Below are 15,549 nucleotides of genomic sequence, written 5' to 3' on the forward strand. Positions count from 1 at the left end.
GTCGGGTTTGGCTATGAAAACACAATTACCAGCAAAATATTATTTAAGTCACTTCTTTGAGCTTGCTGAATTTATACAATCTCATTGCAGGCATCTGCTTTTAGAAGAGCAGCAGTTATTTCTTGAAAAACTCCTTCAGCTGGATGAGCAGAGCTTATGTACTTTACTGCGTATTTATTCTCGAAAGCCAAAAATCGTTGCGTTGTCATCATTAAATTATGAAGAGATCCCTAATCTGCACGGTGCTATTTTTAAGCTAAAACAGCAAGGGCTGGTGGCACATCCCAGCAGCGACGAATTAGATCTATTACTTGAGCATTTAACAAAACCAACCCTGTTAACCTTATTGGCAAACGATGAGTTAATGGCGACTCAACCTGATTACAAAAAGTCAGCCAGTAAACAGCGCTTAACCCAACTGTGTAAAGAACATATTGATCGCACCCACAGTGAATTAGAGGCGTTGTTTAGTCAGTTCGTGGTCAATAGCCGAAGTCAGTTTTATGAATATTTTGAGTTTTTACATAGCGGCCGACTAAGTGGCGGTGATATCAATCATCAAAATCGTTTTGTGATGCGTGATTTAGGAATTGCAAAAGTACGTGGGGATGTTAATGAGAGCATATCGCGTTTTCAAACACTAGCCGAAGCACAAACGCATTATCAATTAAATAAGCTGCGAATGCAGTTCAAAGAAAGCGAGTCACACACAGAGTATCAGAACTTAGCCCAAGCACTTTTAGCCATTAGCTCAGAAGATGAATTAGCCCAGAGTATCAAAAACAAATTACTGATCCGCTTATATAAGCAGCTTAAAGAGCATGACTTAGCATTTGCATTTGAGTTACTTGAGCACTGTGAAGGCAGCAGTGAAGCGCAAGAGCTGGCAATTCGCCAGCGTTACAAACAAGGTGATAAAAGCTGGGTAGAACAAAAGCTTGAGCAAGTTATTCAAGACCCACTTGATGATGGCATTTTGTATTTTGCGGAGGACTTTTTACAGCGTAAATATAACAAGCAACAACGCTCACGCTTAACACAAATGCTCATTAATACAGAGCATCAATTGGAGGTTGATGACATTTACCGAGGCGATGTTGAGCAAGGAGTGTGCGAGCACTATCAACAGCTTGGCAATACGGTATTTTTTACTGAAAATAATCTTTGGTTGAGTCTTTTTACCTTAACGTTTTGGCAAGAACTCTTTATAGAGACGCCGCATCCGCCGTGTAATGAATTTGATCTATATCCAAAGGTGTTGCTTGCTGATTGTTTTTACACAGTGCAACAAACACAAATTGAACAAAAGCTTGCAAAATTCACTAGCAATGAAGCCCTGTATAAATATATCTGCAAAAACGCAGGGCAGTTTTACGAAGCCCCCAATAGCGTGTTTATGTGGCACAGCGATATGTTAGAGCCGCTAGAGGTATTAATAAAACACAGCCCGCTGACAAATTTAAAAGCGCATTTACTACAAATGACAAAAACCTTTAAGCAGCTTAAAGATGGCTACCCAGATTTGATGGTGCTTAAAGAGGATAAGCTCACCTTTGAAGAAGTGAAAGCCCCTGGCGACAAACTAAGACGTAACCAACTTGTCAGTATTGAGGTGTTAAAACAACATGGCTTTGCAGTGAATATCGTTGCGGTAAATTGGTTTAATGATCCGAATCGAATTTACAGTGTGGTGGATATAGAAACCACAGGTGGTGTTCAAGGTAATAATAAAATTACCGAAATAGCGGTTGTGCAGTTACAAGCGGGCGAAGTAATCAACCAATGGGCGAGTTTAATCAATCCTGAGCGTAGTATTCCTGCTTTTATCACCAAGTTAACTGGGATAAATGCCGCTATGGTACGTGATGCGCCACGCTTTGAAGAGATTGCCGATACACTACGCTCACTATTAAAAGGCAGTGTATTTGTTGCCCATAATGTGAATTTTGATTACGGCTTTATTCGCAAAGAATACGCTGCAATCGGGCAAGGCTTTAAAATGCCAAAGCTCTGTACCGTAGTTGAATCACGTAAGGCATTTCCAAAGCTTAAGTCATATTCGCTCGGTAACTTAGCAGCACATTTTGAATTGAATTTAACAAATCATCATAGAGCGTTAGCTGATGCAACTGCCACAGCAGAGCTGTTAAATCTGATTCAACAAACACAATCAAAAAAGGCGAGTTAAACTCGCCTTTTAAACTTAATCTGTCCCATGCTAAATAAGGTTATTCGTATTCGATAGGGTCGGTAACGTTATTTAATGCAAAGGCTTCTAAGCGCTCTTGGCAAGCACCACATTTGCCACAGGCTTTGTCACGACCGTTATAACAGGTCCACGTTTGGCTATAATCAAGACCCATTTTTAGACCGTCTGTTAAAATGTCGATTTTAGTATTGTTTAAATACGGGCTGAAAATCTCAACAGCATCGTAGTTGGCAATACGGCAAACATCATCCATCTTTTGTACGAACTCAGGACGACAGTCTGGATAAATTGCATGATCGCCTGAATGGGCACCGTAATAAACTTTGCTGGCTTTTAAAGACACCGCATAACCCACAGCCAGTGATAGTAAAATCATGTTGCGGTTAGGCACAATTGTGCTCTTCATGCTTTCTTCTTCGTAGTGACCTTCTGGCACATCAATATCATCAGTCAGTGATGAACCACCAATGAGTTGGTTGATTGCTGAAATATCAACAATCTTATGAGAAACACCTAACTTTTCACATACTTGAGCGGCTACTTTAAGCTCTTTAACATGACGCTGGCCGTAGTCGAAAGACAGGGCATACACTTCGTGGCCTTGTTGCAGGGCTTTATTTAATACGGTAAATGAGTCCATACCGCCGGAATAAATCACAACTACTTTTTGCGTCATATCTGTTTTGCTCTTACTTTTGATAGAGGTTTACTTCAGGGCGCGATATACTACACGGCTCGGGCCTAAATAACAATTTTTGCGCGTGTTTTTGGTTTTTTTGATGGTATGTATTTTATACCGTTGCGTCGTAAGTGAGATGTCTTTTGTACAAAATTAACGAAGTGTTTGAAACAATTCAAGGTGAAGCGAGTTTTACGGGTACACCTTCAATCTTTTTACGTTTACAAGGCTGCCCTGTGGGTTGTGCTTGGTGTGATACAAAACAAACATGGGACGTTGATAATGTATATAAAGTGTCACTTGATGAGACGGTAGAGAAAAAAGCAGACTCAGATCATTGGGCTGAAGCAACTGCGGAGCAAGTGTTAGCGCTATTTAAAGAACGTGGCTACAACGCAAAGCATGTGGTGATCACCGGTGGCGAACCTTGCATGTACGACCTAAATCCAGTGTGCGAGCTACTACACGCAAATGGCTACTCAACTCAAATTGAAACCAGCGGCACATTTGAAATTTTAGTCCCAGAGCAGACATGGGTCACTGTATCACCAAAAATTAATATGCGTGGTGGCTACAACGTATTACGCAGTGCTATGCAGCGTGCTGATGAAATTAAGCACCCAGTTGCAATGCAAAAGCATGTGGAAGAGCTCGAAGATTTATTCTTAAAAACAGGTGTGAATCCACGTTTAGTGTATCTGCAACCAATTAGTCAAAAGACCTCAGCAACCAAACTTGCCATTGAAACCTGTATTGCAAAGAACTGGCGTTTATCGGTTCAAGTACATAAATATTTAGGAATTAGCTAGTTTATCTGGCTAGTTCCGACTGCGAATTTCTCGATTATTATCGAACTTTATTTATAAAGTTTGCTATTTCACATTGTTCTGGATATCGCCTCACTTTATTTGATAAATTTTGCTGCTCAAGAAGTAGCTCTTGTCTTGGTGGGAGATGTTCTGGGAGCTTAATATTGTAAACCAAACCTAAATTATTCAATGCATTAAGCACCCACCATCCAGGATCTGGCTCATCTTTATATAGACCTAACATAGCTGAGCCAGGAAAGGCGTGATGGTTATTATGCCAAGCTTCACCCATGGACATAAAACCAGCAACTCGAATATTATGACCTTGCACAGCAGCTCCTTTAACATACCAACTGCGCTCCCCCTGATTATGGGCAAAATAACCAATTAACCAGTGGCCGCCAACAGACACTACAACACGAACAGACAGTCCCCATACAAGCCAGCTAGTTCCGCCGATAAAATACAAAGGTAATCCTATTAATAGTGCTTGTAATAGCCATGTTGATTCTAAAAATTGATAAAACGAATTGTCTTGAACTTCTGGCTCTATATTAAATTGAGGTGGATGATTAAGTTTTAGTTCGCAATTTAATTGCCACCATGCATCTTTAAAAATAGACGAGCCATGAAGTAGGTAATCATGGCAATGAGTTTGTCTTTGTGCCCAGTCTCGCAAATCATGTTGCTTTAACATACCTATAGGGCCTGCCATGCCCACTAAAACGCCTAAATACACAAACAGGTATTCCATCCATTTTGGACATTCATAAGAGCGATGAATTAACAGTCTATGCATACCTAAAGAATGACCAAAGCATAGAGTGATACTCGTCAGAATTAAAAAAATAAAAAATGCAGAGAAGGTAAAAAAGATAGGAGCTGCGATAATCGCAATTAGTAAATTAGATAAAAACCATAAGGATTTAATAGGACTCCAGATAACGACACCAGATGATGCTGCATTTAAGTGAGTTGCAAAAACTCTATCGGTATCAATCATCTTAATCCTTAACTTATGAAAACAAATCCTAAATATAGCGCTAATGTGGAACTTTACAGTTGATCTCTTGTTTTTAAGAGGATCTGACTTTTAACACTCTGATTGCTCGAGCGATGAAAGTGCCCGATAAAATACCGTAAAAAGTGGCAAGTGATAACACGAGAGCGGCATTCGCAAAAAGCTCTGGCTTAATACTTGTTAAAACACCCTCCGCATATTTAGTAAAGAAGATAGCCATGATGAATATCATTGGCCACCAACTGCCTGGTACTTTGAAAGAGGCGTTTTGGGCTTGATAACTTGCTGATGAAGCAGAAAACAGCAATAAACCAATGATCGTACTGCTCAAAACGCCAGCTAGCCAAAGCAACATAATCGTTAAGCTATAACCAAAGCTTGAAGTCGCACCAAAAAATGATAAAGCAAGCATGCCCAGCGGCAGTATCAATAATGTAGGCTGCTTTACATGGCGCTCGCGAGTTTGTTGCCAACCAACAAAAATAAGGCCAACAAACAGACCATAAACCCAAAGTGGTGTGTGAGTTAAAATTTCAATAATCATTTTACATCCTTGTTTTTATTATTTTTAGGAAGTTATTTAATCGTGTCGTTTAAAACGCAGCGCGTGTTCCTATTTTATCTGCTATTTATAAAAGTTTGTCAATTGAGTCAGTAGCCTTTAAAAACAAAAAAGCGTTGCACCATGGCAACGCTTTTTTACTATGTTCTCGTAACTCGTAACTCGTAACTCGTAACTCGTAACTCGTAACTCGTAACTATCAATTCTGCGCTAAATAATCCAACACCACCTGATGATGGTCTTTGGTTTTGAACTTATCAAACACGTGTTTGATTTTACCGTCTTGGCCTACAAGGAAGCTAATGCGATGAATTCCTTCGTATTCTTTACCCATAAACTTCTTATAGCCCCAAATACCAAAGGCATCAGCAATCGCGTGATCTTCATCGGCTAATAAATCAAAGTTAAGCTCTTTTTTAGTTTCAAAATTCTTTAAACGCTTGATTGGATCTGGGCTGATACCCACAACACGCGTATTTAATTTAGCAAGCTCAGCTTTTTCATCACGTAAGTTCTCTGCTTGAACAGTACAACCTGGTGTTGACGCTTTAGGGTAAAAATAAACCAGTACTTGCTGCTCTTTTAAAAGATCAGCGAGTACGATAGTTTCGTCATTCTGATTTTGTAAGCTAAAAGCAGGGGCTGTATCGCCTGCTTGTAATGGATTAATTGTTTTCATGCTTTGCTCCTTAGCGAATGCGTCTGAAAATATAATCTACGTTCAAACTACGAGAAAGATCTTCAAAGCTCACTTTAAAGTTATCGATATCGACTTCAACAGGAATATTAAACTCGAGTTCACAGCGCATTTTAAGCTCGTCACCTTCATCGTAGGTGTCTGACTTAAGAGAACAAATACTAATGTGGTTATCAGCAAAAAAGCGCGTAACTTTACTTAATGTTCCAGGTGTATCAATACCTGTGTATTCGAGGGTATAACCGGCACAAAATTCACATGCAACATGACTTGCAGTGCGTTTCATCATGGTTAAAAGACCAAGTTCCATACCTTTAGTTGGCAATGTGTGTTCAATGCGGCTAATAGCCGACATGTCACCTGCTAATAGCATGATAAAGGTAAATTCGTTGCCCAAAATAGCAATGCGACTGTCAATTATATTGCAATGGCAATCACTCACTAACTGAGTCAATTCGCTAACGATACCGGGTCTATCTTCGCCAATCGCAGTGAGCACTATCTGATGATTTGTAAAAGCAGTCATGGAATTTTAAATACCTAGTAATTAACAATACCAATGGATATAAGCTTGAATAAGCTTTGATTTCACGTGAGTTTAATAACGCACGGCGGCGAAGTTTAACATAATTTGCACCGTTAACGATAGCGGCGATTAATTAAGCCGTGAATAAAGTACGCTCTTTCTTGTTTTTAGGGGCATCAGAAAGTACCATAGTTAAAATTTTGCAAGGCGATAAGCATTCAAACACGTTACGCTAGCCCAATCTATTCGGGTTTTTTGCATAAAAACAATAAATGTAAAGTTAAAAGTGATTTTACAGTGAACCAAATCGGCATTACCCACTCATACATTTGTTAAAAAAATTAAGGGTTTGCTAAGGAGAAATATCTGTGCAGTATTGGATCTCAAAGGCGCTTGCTGTAAGCGTAATGGTAAGTTTAACTGGGTGCGGTGTATTCACCGATGAAGCGCACCACAAACGTAATTATCGTGCTAATGATGCGGTGAAAGCACCAGCAGGGTTAGCGCAACCAGCTCAAGATCCAACTTATAAAATGGATGTTGCGCAATACGACAACAATCCTGAAGCTAAAAACTATCGTCCGCCAGCGCAAGTGATTACTATTGCTCAAGGTACTTGGGTTGAAGAAGGTGACACAGAAGCGCGTGTTTATTTTGATAAAAACGATGGTATAGAAGATTTAGATGTCTTTATCTGGGACTCTATCAAAGCCGTTTTAGCTGAAAAAAATACCGCCGCTTTAAAAGAAGACAAAGCTTCAAATTCAATTGAAACAGGTTGGTATGCCATTATTAAACCTGAAGAAGGTTGGTTCTGGGAAACCGAAACGGAAGTATCTCAACAGCGCTTCATCTTCACAATTGAAGAAAAGTCACATCAACGTACAGCCTCATTAACGTCTAAGCTTGCCGATTATAAGAGTGATTCTGTACCGCTAACGCCGTTACTTCAACAACAACTAGAAGTACGCGCATTAAATCAAGTGATTGCAGAGTTTGATTATCGTTATCGTCAGCTTGAAGTTGAAATGCGCAAACAACAAGGCATTATTTCTTTAGAAATGGGCTTTGATAACAAAGGTAATGCAGCACTGGTTACTGAGCAAGATTACAACATGGTGTTTGATCGTTTCTCTGGTTTCTTAGAGCGTCTATCTTTCACTATTGTAGAAATTGACCAAGAACGTGGTTTGATCACGGCTGATTACAAAAAGCCAGAGTCAAGCGTATGGGATTCAATTTGGGGCGAAGAGTTAGCTGAGCTGCCAATTGAAGATGGCCAATACCAAATTCTTGTTAGCCGCACCAATGATGGCGGTACAAGTTTAACGTGGATGGACTCTGAAGGTTCGACATTAGAGCCTGGTACAATGAATGACCTCCAGCAAGCATTAGAAAATGCACTGCGTCAGCGCGGTATCAATATTTAATAATTAAAAAAGTTAAAACCACCACAAAAAGAGCTTAGCCGCTCTTTTTGTGGTTTTTACAGGTTGAAAATATGTCTAACTTAAACACAGCAAATCGCAGTGACTTGCGAACCTTGTTTACCTTTTTCGTTCCTTCACTTATAGGTGTCTTCTTATTTATGACGCCGGTACCCATAGGTGAAGCAATGACCATTCCGATTGCTGTTATGGCAAAAGCAGTACAGGAGTGGATTGCCCCATTCGCATTGGGTTTGATCACCAGTATTGTCTGCATCACCGGTATTTTATCTTTAGTGATAAAGCTATTTAAGCCACAACCATTACTTAAGTTCTTTATAATTAAGCATTTATTTGATGTTAGTTGGCTTTGGCTGAGTGTTCGATTACTGGGCATGGTATTTATCGTTCTGACCTACACAAAGCAAGGGCCAGAAATGATTATTTCCGGTAATACGGGGGCGTTGGTACTCAACGATTTACTGCCAGTATTATTCTCTGTATTTATTTTAGCGGGATTACTATTACCGTTATTACTAAATTTCGGCTTGTTAGAATTAGTCGGTACCTTATTAACTAAAGTGATGCGTCCGCTTTTTGGTGTGCCAGGCCGCAGTGCGGTTAACTGTGTGGCATCATGGTTAGGCGATGGCAGTGTGGGTATTTTGATGACCGCTCGCCAGTATGAAGATAAACATTATACGCAACGAGAAGCGGCTATTATTGGTACCACATTCTCTGCTGTATCAATCACTTTTTGTTTAGTTGTTATAGGCCAAGTAAAGCTTGAGCACCTTTTCGCACCTTTCTATTTAACTGTGTGTTTAGCGGGTTTAGCAGCCGCATTAATTGTGCCTCGTTTACCTCCACTGCGCTTCAAAAAAGACCTCTATGTAGATGGTACAGAGCCTGATAAAGATGCTGAGTCAGTGCCTGAGGGTAAAACATTGGTTGCCCATTCACTTGATGTTGCATTGGCAAAAGCGCGCACTGCACCTGGAGTAGGCGGCACACTAAAAGAAGGCTTACATAACGCATTTGATATGGTATTTGCAGTATTACCTGTGGTTATGGCTGTGGGCACATTTGCTTTGATCATTGCTGAATATACGCCAATTTTTGAGTACATGGGCAAGCCATTTGTACCATTCTTAGAGTTACTACAAGTACCAGAAGCTGAGGCTGCTGCGCAAACAATTATGGTCGGCTTTGCTGATATGTTTATTCCGTCAATTCTTGCAGCGGGTAGCATTGAAAGTGATGTGACGCGCTTTATTATTGCTGCAATGAGTGTGACTCAATTGATTTATATGTCAGAAGTAGGTGCATTGCTTTTAGGTAGCAAAATTCCGGTGAATATTGTTGAGTTGTTTTTAATCTTTATTTTGAGAACCTTAGTGACATTACCGGTGATTGTCTTAATGGCGCATTGGTTAGTGTAAGATAAATTTAAACTTACAACGAAAAAGCCCTGATCATTCATCAGGGCTTTTTTTATCTTTTTCATCATCTGTTTTTGGTAGTTTGAAATCCATTTTCGCCGCATGTTTTAGCAGCAATAAATTGCCAATAACCACCCCAAATACAACGACAATGACCGCAATAATTTGCCATGTTTCCATTTTTAAATCCTGCAGTTATACATGGCTTTCATAGTAGCACTTAAAACCGTCTAGCATAAGACAAAGAAATGAAATCAAGGCCGGGGTTAGGGCTTTTAAAGCCAGCATTGGAGTAATGTAAATATCTTAGCGCTAAAGTAGAGCCACTCCCTAAGTCAGCAACTAAACCCAACCTATCTTCAAACTGATAGTGAGTACTGACATTTTTGCCGGCAAAATGGGTGTCATCTAACAGGGAAACGCCAATGCCAAACTCCACATACACAGGCATGCTTTTCACGTTGAATACAGGGTATTGGATCACGGGAGACATGGCTAACACTACATTGGTTTGATGTTTGTTATGTTTACCATATTCCCAAATATTAAAGCTTGATTCGAAGTAAAGACGGGCGTGTTGCAAGGGCAACATTTCATTGGGTATATGATATTGATAAGCCAATTTTAAACCTTTTACATCTCCTTCCCCTTGAATGTAATCAACGGCATAACCATGATTTGAAGCGGCATAAATGGGTGCTGCTAAGAGTGCAGCTGCACTTAACATAAGTGCTTTTAATGGGCGTTTTAGTTTCATCTCGGTACTTCTCATTATGACTGTGAGCAAGTAGATAAGGGCGAGGGGGAGGGCTTTTCAATGTGCGTAAATACACAGACGCTGTGCACATCCTCATATTTTTTAGCAATTAACTGAAAACTATGGGGAAAATTGATTGGTGCTTAATTGGCATTAAAACGGTGTCGGATTGTTTCTTTTTTTATGGATTTATTATCGGTATATTAGCGAAAATTTTCGTTAAGAGGTGAATACGATGACCAAACTAGTTAACTCATTTTTGCTAATTGCAGCTCTTTTTACAGCATCTACTTTTGCCAGCGAAGACAGTTCGCCTAAGCAATTATTAGAGTCAGTCACAGCAGATTTATTTGTTGATATTGCAAATGTGAATGCGAAAGGTGATGCAAGTTCAGAAGCGATGGCAAGCATTGTTGAAAAACGCTTATTGCCACACATGGACATTAAGTTTGTATCGTATAAGCTTTTAGGTAAGCACATTAAGGGCTTACGTCGTGAGCAAGCTGTTGATTTTATAGCAGCAGTTGAGCATTACTTAACTGTCACTTACGCTGGCGCGCTGATGAAATACACAGGCCAAAAAGTTATTTTTGACCAATCACAACTCATCGACGACGGTTATGCAACCGTTAAAACGCAAATTGTTGATGACAACGCACCAGCCATTGATTTGCACTTTAAATTACGTCAAGGCAAAGATAAGCAGTGGAAAGTATACGATATCGTTGCTGAAGGCATCTCACTGTTAAGCGCGAAGCAAAAGGAAGTTTTACAACGCATCAGCCAAGTTGGCATTGATGAAGTAACACACGAATTAGCAAGTAAGTAAGTTAGCCCAAATGCTCGATTAACTTCACCTCATCGGGCATTTTAGCTACTTTCAGTCTCCAACCAAGCAGTGAGTACCGTCCATGTGCCGCTGCTTTTCTATTTTCTTTAAAAATCACCTACTTTGCGCTAGCACCTGTAACCCTCTGTGGTAGAATCATGCTACTTTTCTTGTTTACCAAAGTATCTGTTCAGATACTGTGTTATTGGTCGCAATATTAAGCAAACTGTCAGTTAAATTTTGTTATAACTAATTGCTTAATAAGACATCGAATAATGTGCAGCGGAGTTGTGTTTTTTTAATGGAAAATGTACTGATTTGGCCAAAGGAATACCCGTTACTGATCAAAGGATTAGCTGAGCAAAACGGGGCCTATATTTTAGATGCTTTAGAAGCTTGGCCGGCATGTCGTTCTACTAATGAAGATGACGGTGTGTGTACGACGGTTCTTCCGCCGATTTATTATCTTACTTGGTTGACTCCTCTTGAACCGTTTGAAGAGTGCTATTTCCAACATATTTCTGAGTTTGATGAAGCGGCGTTGCATTATATTAATGCTATGAAAGCGCACTTTTTAGAAAACGACTACACACCAGAAAGTCTTGTTTTGATGTTGTGCCAGCGCTTAGAGAAATACGCCAGCGCATTCGCTCAATCAGCCGTTAAAACACCTATTACACTCATCCATCAGTTATTTAATCGTCGCTATTTTACTGTGATTGAACATGTTCTTAACCACGGTGCAAAAATGTCTGCGGACGATGTTTTAGAGCTGTGGACCGAAGTTGATTTTAGAGATCGTTTTAGTGGTTTTATCCCTGACTCTGTGGCTGATCTTGAACCACTAACAGTGCTAGCGGCCGAAAAAGTTGCCCATGGTGAAGATTACTTTACCTTGTTGAAACTGGTGTCTCCGGATGTTGATTCGGCCTCGTTACTTGAACAAGCTTTACTTGCTCATTTAAGTCATGAAAATGCTAAACAAACCATGGCAAAACGTTTTATTGAGCAAGGTGCAACCGGTGCATTAGCTGACGAAAACGGTAAAACAGCCTTTATGTGGGCGACCGAAAAAGGCTATGTGAATGTTGTTGAGACTATACTTGAGCATCAAGATAAAAAAGCCCGAGACAACAAAGGGAATACAGCATTACATTACGCTGTATTAGCCGAGAATGGACCTTTACTCGTGTTGCTTTTAAAAGCGGGTTATGACTTTAGAGTGCGTAACAACGACGGTTTAAGTTGCTACCGATTAGCAGTAAGCATTAAAGCAGATAACTTAGTGAAGTGCCTTGAGCATGACTTCGGCATTAAAGAGCTTTCGCCAGAAGGGCAGTTTGATCGCGTTAAAAAAGTGCACTTACTACACGCGATTGTAACCTTGTTATTACCTGTGCAGTTGTTCTTCTTTTTTGATGACAGTATTGCCATTAAAAGCGAATTAACGCTGAGCTTTACGCTGGTTTCGATCTTATGTTTTTTCTTTGCTACAAGCTTGAAACGCTGTGCACTTTACCCGCATATCCGTCATCCATGGGGGCTGTTTATATTAAGACTGTTCTCATTGTTTAGCTTAATTGGCCAAGTGGGTCTAGCAAGTATTGTCGCGCTAGCCACCTTAGCTGAGTTGGTGTGATGACATAAAAGCTATATCAAGTGACATAAAAAACGGCAACCTAGGTTGCCGTTTTTTATTTCATTTTTGCAAAACAAACGTGTTTATTTGTCGTGCTCATGTGCCGCTTTTTCTTCAGCCAGCTCTTCTTTTAATTTACGTATCTTAAGGCCAAGTTCTTGTCCACGATGGCGTGCATAATAGGTGCAGCCAATAAACATCAGACTGGCAAAAGTTAACTCAAGTAATACCCAAATCAGCTGCTCTTGTGCGACCCATAGTAATGTAAAACCATGGATGAAATAGAACATTACGATAAAGTTCGCCCACGCATAGGTATAAGGTTTATCTTGAATGATGCCCTTAAGTGGTAACAGCAGAGGCAGTATATATACAACAAAGATAAAGGCGTTACTGTGGCCTTCTCTTGGGGCAATTAAAAACAGCCAAATTGGCATTAAAACTAATAAGCCGATATAGCCAATCAGCGCAAAACGTTGGAATCGTTTTGTAATTGGTTTTTTGGCAACAGGCTGATTCAGCTCAGGTTCCAAGCTCATTTTAATTTACTCGCAATCAGTGCCAAGCGTTTTCCAACGCTTTGGCAAATTTTAATTTCGTCTTTACTTAATACATTGCTGTTATTGCTACCGGCCACATGAGTTGCACCGTATGGCGTACCGCCGGTTTCAGTTGCAAGTAATTCAGGCACCTCATAAGGCACACCTAGCAACATCATGCCGTGATGTAACAGTGGTAATGATAGATTCAACAAGGTGGCTTCGTTACCACCATGCATACTGCTTGATGACGAAAAAACACAAGCTGGTTTATCTATCAGCTGACCTTTAAGCCACAGATCACTGGTGGTTTCCCAGAAGCTTTTTGCTTGTGAGGCCATCATGCCAAATCGCGTAGGGGTGCCAAAGGCCAAGCCATCACAATTAATAAGATCATCTTTGCTGATCACAATATCGTGTGGCTGTCGCTTTACAAATGTGCGCAGCAAGGCTGTAGCACCTTGTTGCTCAATCGACTCGGCTATCTCATGCGCCATAGCTTCTACAGAGCCATGGCTTGAGTGATATAGCACAACAATGTTTATAGCCATTAAAGTACGCTTAATACGTTTTCTGGCGGACGACCAAGGGCTGCTTTACCATTGTGCTCAACAATAGGGCGCTCGATGAGTTTAGGGTTTGCAACCATCGCTGCAATTAACTTGTCTTCGTTTTGTTCGTTCTTAAGTTCAAGTTCTTTGTAGATGTCTTCTTTCGTGCGCATTAATTCACGGGCAGAGGTAAAGCCAAGTTGGTTAATTAAAGTCGCAATTTGCTGTTCACTAAGCGGAGTTTTTAGGTATTCAACAACACTTGGTTGTACGTTATTGCTTTCTAATAGCGCAAGTGTTTCACGCGATTTTGAACAACGCGGATTATGATAAATAGTCACAGACATGGTGTGTTCTCACATTTAATAATTTGGCTTATTTTAGGGCAAGCGCTGCGAGACTTAAAGTCTCGCAAGCTCTTTTTGTAATTGACGGTATTGCGTGAGTAGAGCTTTTAAACGCTGTTGTTTTACTAATTCTTCTGGCTCAACAAAGTTGAGTGCTTTTTGAATTTCATCCGCTGCTTTTAAATAAGCGCCATATTGGGCAAGCACATCAGCATGGGCTTCGTGATAAGAAGCCATGTTTTCTTGCTTTTTATAGACATCAGCAATGAGCTCTTTTGCAAGATTGTTTTCAGGTTTCGCTAATAAGTAAGATTTTAAAATACGCTCAGCAAGGTCAAATTGTTTTGCTTCCATCGCGGCATTTGCATAGTTTAAGGCAATCACCTGATTGTTTGGTCTATCGATATCTAGTTTAGCTAAAAACTCTACCGCTTCATTCGCTTTGCCTTGTGCAATCAATAAGTCGGTGTGGGTATCGATATAAAATAAGTTCTTTGGATCTTGCTCAAGTAATGGATTCAAAATGCTGGCTGCTTCATCAAGCTTTTTCTGATCTAATAAACTAATCCCTAAACCGTACTTGAGTGCCGTATCATTATGTACGGTGTTTTCACGCATTAATTTACGAAACAGATCTTCAGCTGCTTTGGCTTTTTGATGATAACGGGCAATAACACGGCTCTTAGCTAAGTTAAATTCTAAGCTATCAGCATAGTGTTTTTTTGGGTATTGCTCGGCACGCAAGCGCACATCAGAAACCCGGCTTTCAGGTAATGGGTGAGTCAGCAAGAATGCCGGCGGCTTATATTTATAACGGATTTGTGCAGCAAGTTTAGTTAAAAACTCACTCGATTGGCGAGGATCAAATCCGGCATTATTTAAGGTCTGCATACCAATGCGGTCTGCCTCTTGCTCTGCTGCACGGCTGTGAGTTAATTGACTAAATGCCGCTTGGGTTTGGTTTGCAGAGATAATTGCAATACCGGCATCAGGTGCCACAACGGTAGCTAAAATACCTGCAATCATACCTGCGATGGTTAACGCACTGTTATCTTGCTGTTGTTGAATACGACGGGCTAAATGGCGCTGCGTTACGTGAGCTATCTCATGTCCAAGTACTGAAGCAAATTGGCTTTCGTTATCCGCTTGAGCGATAAGACCCGTATGCACACCTACATGGCCACCGTAAAAGGCAAAGGCGTTAATCTCAGCGTTGTTTAACCAGAAAAATGAAAATGGAAAACGCACATCGTTGGCGTTTGCGACTAAACGACGGCCCAAAGTGGTCAGGTACTCATCAAGAACAGGATCACTTACAACGGGTGATGAGCCACGAATTTGCATCATCATCACTTCACCAATTGCTTGTTCTTTTTCAATCGGCAAAGCTTGTAAAGCTGAGGTCCCTAAATCGGGCAGCTTAAAGTTAGTTTGTGCCTTCAACGGCTCACTATGCAGTATCGAAAATGTGAGTAATGCACTGCATAGTGTAATAAAGGCTGATTTTAGTCGCAT

The 15,549-nt window shown here is 40.4% G+C and carries 17 protein-coding genes; 6 read left to right on the plus strand and 11 right to left on the minus strand.

Features of this window, described 5'->3' with window-relative positions:
* Window positions 1–13: 13 nt before the first annotated feature.
* The gene (locus tag C2M25_RS15955) at window positions 14–2,188 is read left to right on the plus strand and encodes an exonuclease domain-containing protein (RefSeq protein WP_105181543.1); all 2,175 of its coding nucleotides are present in this window, start codon (window positions 14–16) and stop codon (window positions 2,186–2,188) included.
* 40 nt (window positions 2,189–2,228) lie between these two features.
* Here the strand turns inward: C2M25_RS15955 and queC are convergent, their stop codons facing one another.
* Window positions 2,229–2,909 (minus strand): 7-cyano-7-deazaguanine synthase QueC, encoded by a 681-nt coding sequence (queC, locus tag C2M25_RS15960; protein ID WP_267894589.1) that lies wholly within the window; start codon window positions 2,907–2,909, stop codon window positions 2,229–2,231.
* A 122-nt stretch (window positions 2,910–3,031) separates the two neighbouring features.
* On the opposite strand from queC, the gene queE reads away from it, so the two are divergent.
* Window positions 3,032–3,697: a 7-carboxy-7-deazaguanine synthase QueE gene (queE, locus tag C2M25_RS15965; protein WP_063706915.1), complete on the plus strand. Its 666-nt coding sequence runs from the start codon at window positions 3,032–3,034 to the stop codon at window positions 3,695–3,697.
* A gap of 37 nt (window positions 3,698–3,734) precedes the next feature.
* Here the strand turns inward: queE and C2M25_RS15970 are convergent, their stop codons facing one another.
* From C2M25_RS15970 to C2M25_RS15985, 4 genes are all read right to left on the minus strand, one after another.
* Window positions 3,735–4,700 carry an acyl-CoA desaturase gene (locus tag C2M25_RS15970; protein WP_199775186.1) on the minus strand — a complete coding sequence of 322 codons (966 nt, stop codon included), beginning with the start codon at window positions 4,698–4,700 and terminating at the stop codon, window positions 3,735–3,737.
* Window positions 4,701–4,773: 73 nt separating this feature from the next.
* Window positions 4,774–5,262: a DUF6622 family protein gene (locus tag C2M25_RS15975; protein ID WP_105181544.1), complete on the minus strand. Its 489-nt coding sequence runs from the start codon at window positions 5,260–5,262 to the stop codon at window positions 4,774–4,776.
* Between the two features lie 217 nt (window positions 5,263–5,479).
* A complete protein-coding gene (bcp, locus tag C2M25_RS15980; protein WP_055199277.1) occupies window positions 5,480–5,959 on the minus strand; it encodes a thioredoxin-dependent thiol peroxidase in 480 nt (159 codons plus the stop codon).
* Window positions 5,960–5,969: 10 nt separating this feature from the next.
* On the minus strand, window positions 5,970–6,503 hold the full coding sequence (locus tag C2M25_RS15985) for a glycine cleavage system protein R (RefSeq protein WP_105181545.1): 534 nt from the start codon (window positions 6,501–6,503) through the stop codon (window positions 5,970–5,972).
* Window positions 6,504–6,871: 368 nt separating this feature from the next.
* Between C2M25_RS15985 and bamC the strand changes: the two genes are divergently transcribed.
* The gene (gene bamC, locus C2M25_RS15995; RefSeq protein ID WP_063706928.1) at window positions 6,872–7,933 is read left to right on the plus strand and encodes an outer membrane protein assembly factor BamC; all 1,062 of its coding nucleotides are present in this window, start codon (window positions 6,872–6,874) and stop codon (window positions 7,931–7,933) included.
* Window positions 7,934–8,004: 71 nt separating this feature from the next.
* Window positions 8,005–9,372: a YjiH family protein gene (locus C2M25_RS16000; protein ID WP_105175177.1), complete on the plus strand. Its 1,368-nt coding sequence runs from the start codon at window positions 8,005–8,007 to the stop codon at window positions 9,370–9,372.
* A 33-nt stretch (window positions 9,373–9,405) separates the two neighbouring features.
* On the opposite strand, the gene C2M25_RS16005 is transcribed toward C2M25_RS16000, so the two are convergent.
* Together C2M25_RS16005 and C2M25_RS16010 are read right to left on the minus strand one after the other, a co-directional pair.
* The gene (locus C2M25_RS16005) at window positions 9,406–9,552 is read right to left on the minus strand and encodes a DUF2897 family protein (protein ID WP_105175176.1); all 147 of its coding nucleotides are present in this window, start codon (window positions 9,550–9,552) and stop codon (window positions 9,406–9,408) included.
* A 40-nt stretch (window positions 9,553–9,592) separates the two neighbouring features.
* Entirely contained in the window at window positions 9,593–10,129 is a 537-nt protein-coding gene (locus C2M25_RS16010) for an acyloxyacyl hydrolase (RefSeq protein WP_105181546.1), read from the minus strand.
* A 235-nt stretch (window positions 10,130–10,364) separates the two neighbouring features.
* Here C2M25_RS16010 and C2M25_RS16015 point away from each other — a divergent pair, with 235 nt between their 5' ends.
* Both C2M25_RS16015 and C2M25_RS16020 read left to right on the plus strand, forming a co-directional pair.
* Window positions 10,365–10,958: an MlaC/ttg2D family ABC transporter substrate-binding protein gene (locus tag C2M25_RS16015; protein ID WP_063706935.1), complete on the plus strand. Its 594-nt coding sequence runs from the start codon at window positions 10,365–10,367 to the stop codon at window positions 10,956–10,958.
* Window positions 10,959–11,259: 301 nt separating this feature from the next.
* On the plus strand, window positions 11,260–12,597 hold the full coding sequence (locus C2M25_RS16020) for an ankyrin repeat domain-containing protein (protein ID WP_063706937.1): 1,338 nt from the start codon (window positions 11,260–11,262) through the stop codon (window positions 12,595–12,597).
* 83 nt (window positions 12,598–12,680) lie between these two features.
* Here the strand turns inward: C2M25_RS16020 and C2M25_RS16025 are convergent, their stop codons facing one another.
* From C2M25_RS16025 to C2M25_RS16040, 4 genes are read right to left on the minus strand one after another with little or no spacing between them, the layout of a single operon-like run.
* Complete coding sequence (locus C2M25_RS16025; RefSeq protein WP_062566939.1) at window positions 12,681–13,136, minus strand: DUF2069 domain-containing protein; 456 nt, start codon at window positions 13,134–13,136, stop codon at window positions 12,681–12,683.
* Entirely contained in the window at window positions 13,133–13,687 is a 555-nt protein-coding gene (wrbA, locus tag C2M25_RS16030; RefSeq protein ID WP_063706939.1) for an NAD(P)H:quinone oxidoreductase, read from the minus strand. Before wrbA ends, C2M25_RS16025 begins: the two co-directional genes overlap by 4 nt.
* Entirely contained in the window at window positions 13,687–14,034 is a 348-nt protein-coding gene (arsC, locus tag C2M25_RS16035; protein WP_063706941.1) for an arsenate reductase (glutaredoxin), read from the minus strand. Before arsC ends, wrbA begins: the two co-directional genes overlap by 1 nt.
* 54 nt (window positions 14,035–14,088) lie before the next feature.
* Window positions 14,089–15,549 (minus strand): M48 family metalloprotease, encoded by a 1,461-nt coding sequence (locus C2M25_RS16040; protein WP_105181548.1) that lies wholly within the window; start codon window positions 15,547–15,549, stop codon window positions 14,089–14,091.

It is taken from the genome of Pseudoalteromonas sp. T1lg21, from assembly GCF_002964625.1.
Lineage (GTDB): Bacteria > Pseudomonadota > Gammaproteobacteria > Enterobacterales > Alteromonadaceae > Pseudoalteromonas > Pseudoalteromonas gelatinilytica.

Excerpts from the sequence above, each read along its gene's own strand:
- C2M25_RS15955 (WP_105181543.1), top strand. The coding sequence starts at position 14 with ATGAAAACACAATTACCAGCAAAATATTATTTAAGTCACTTCTTTGAG.
- C2M25_RS15970 (WP_199775186.1), bottom strand. The coding sequence starts at position 4,700 with ATGATTGATACCGATAGAGTTTTTGCAACTCACTTAAATGCAGCATCA.
- C2M25_RS15975 (WP_105181544.1), bottom strand. The coding sequence starts at position 5,262 with ATGATTATTGAAATTTTAACTCACACACCACTTTGGGTTTATGGTCTG.
- bcp (WP_055199277.1), bottom strand. The coding sequence starts at position 5,959 with ATGAAAACAATTAATCCATTACAAGCAGGCGATACAGCCCCTGCTTTT.
- C2M25_RS15985 (WP_105181545.1), bottom strand. The coding sequence starts at position 6,503 with ATGACTGCTTTTACAAATCATCAGATAGTGCTCACTGCGATTGGCGAA.
- C2M25_RS16000 (WP_105175177.1), top strand. The coding sequence starts at position 8,005 with ATGTCTAACTTAAACACAGCAAATCGCAGTGACTTGCGAACCTTGTTT.
- C2M25_RS16005 (WP_105175176.1), bottom strand. The coding sequence starts at position 9,552 with ATGGAAACATGGCAAATTATTGCGGTCATTGTCGTTGTATTTGGGGTG.
- C2M25_RS16010 (WP_105181546.1), bottom strand. The coding sequence starts at position 10,129 with ATGAAACTAAAACGCCCATTAAAAGCACTTATGTTAAGTGCAGCTGCA.
- C2M25_RS16015 (WP_063706935.1), top strand. The coding sequence starts at position 10,365 with ATGACCAAACTAGTTAACTCATTTTTGCTAATTGCAGCTCTTTTTACA.
- C2M25_RS16020 (WP_063706937.1), top strand. The coding sequence starts at position 11,260 with ATGGAAAATGTACTGATTTGGCCAAAGGAATACCCGTTACTGATCAAA.
- C2M25_RS16025 (WP_062566939.1), bottom strand. The coding sequence starts at position 13,136 with ATGAGCTTGGAACCTGAGCTGAATCAGCCTGTTGCCAAAAAACCAATT.
- wrbA (WP_063706939.1), bottom strand. The coding sequence starts at position 13,687 with ATGGCTATAAACATTGTTGTGCTATATCACTCAAGCCATGGCTCTGTA.
- arsC (WP_063706941.1), bottom strand. The coding sequence starts at position 14,034 with ATGTCTGTGACTATTTATCATAATCCGCGTTGTTCAAAATCGCGTGAA.
- C2M25_RS16040 (WP_105181548.1), bottom strand. The coding sequence starts at position 15,549 with ATGCGACTAAAATCAGCCTTTATTACACTATGCAGTGCATTACTCACA.